This is a genomic window from Maribacter aquimarinus (genome assembly GCF_047345505.1).
Taxonomy (GTDB): Bacteria; Bacteroidota; Bacteroidia; order Flavobacteriales; family Flavobacteriaceae; genus Maribacter.
The window spans coordinates 1-1,004 of the sequence record NZ_JBLFEO010000083.1; the positions used below are offsets into that span (position 1 = coordinate 1).

At 37.3% G+C, this 1,004-nt stretch carries 1 protein-coding gene; it reads right to left on the bottom strand.

Annotated elements, in window-relative coordinates; all coding sequences use genetic code 11:
• Positions 1–487: 487 nt before the first annotated feature.
• Positions 488–874, bottom strand: a complete 387-nt coding sequence (locus ACKWCC_RS19365) for a hypothetical protein (protein WP_413997613.1) — start codon at positions 872–874, stop codon at positions 488–490.
• Between the last annotated feature and the right edge of the window lie 130 nt (positions 875–1,004).

Here is a 1,004-nt window from a genome sequence, read left to right on the forward strand (position 1 = left end):
TGTTACCCTAAGTTACGGAAACCCGTGCACTTGTACAACGGAATTCGTCGATTGTTCAAAAATAAAATGCTGATTGTTAATATCTTACGTTCCCGTTGATAGAAAATCAGCAAGCCCTAATTTCGTATTTGTAATTTTGTGAAACATCTATCGTGAGCTAAACGTAGCTACGAGCGTGACGCTCGCACTGGCGGGGGGGGGTATTTTTGAAGGATATTCAAATAACAAACTAAGAAAAACCCACAATAATACCGCCGTGGCTTTTAGCTTCTTTATTACTTACTCTTGTTTGCTTACTCCGTACGGCACGAGCAGAAAGATGCTCGCGCTAGCGGGGGTAAAATCCTTCTAAGGTTATTATCTTTTCATCAAAAGGCGTTGTAATAGTATTTCTACAAATTTCAGTAAGAGAATTTACTGTAAAGGATTTTTCTTCCATTCCTGTTTTTTTCAAAAATATGTATTCAAAACAAGATTAAGGTTCTGCTTAGGTAGTTCTTCGTCCCGAACTATCATTACATAAGAAAATATCTTCAACCCTATCCTTGTTGGTATTGATGATATAAGCGAATTCATGGGTGTTTTGACTGCTGTAAAATTCGTATGTTGAATGACCGATAACGCATAACCCACATTTACCTTTTTTCATAGTAATGTCCTTTGCTCCTCTTTTAATAGCCCAATCAAATTGTTGTTTTAAAGAAGATAAAAATCTGTATTTATCTAGGTCTTCGAAATATTGATTTTCTTCAATCATCGGTTCAAAAATAGAGGCATCTAGGGCAAGGCATGCCTCAATGAATTTAGCTGTAATCGACTGTGCTTTGTCACCAATTGAAGCTTCCTTTTTAACTTGTAGTTTAATAACTTCCATTTCTTTTAATTAGCCATCCCCCGTTTTTTAGTTGAGCTTTAAATTCAGTTGCCCTGGGAACGGATCGGGCACCGCAATTTCTATTTTCCATCTGATCCTTACCGGCATCAGCAGTATCGATACCACCTTG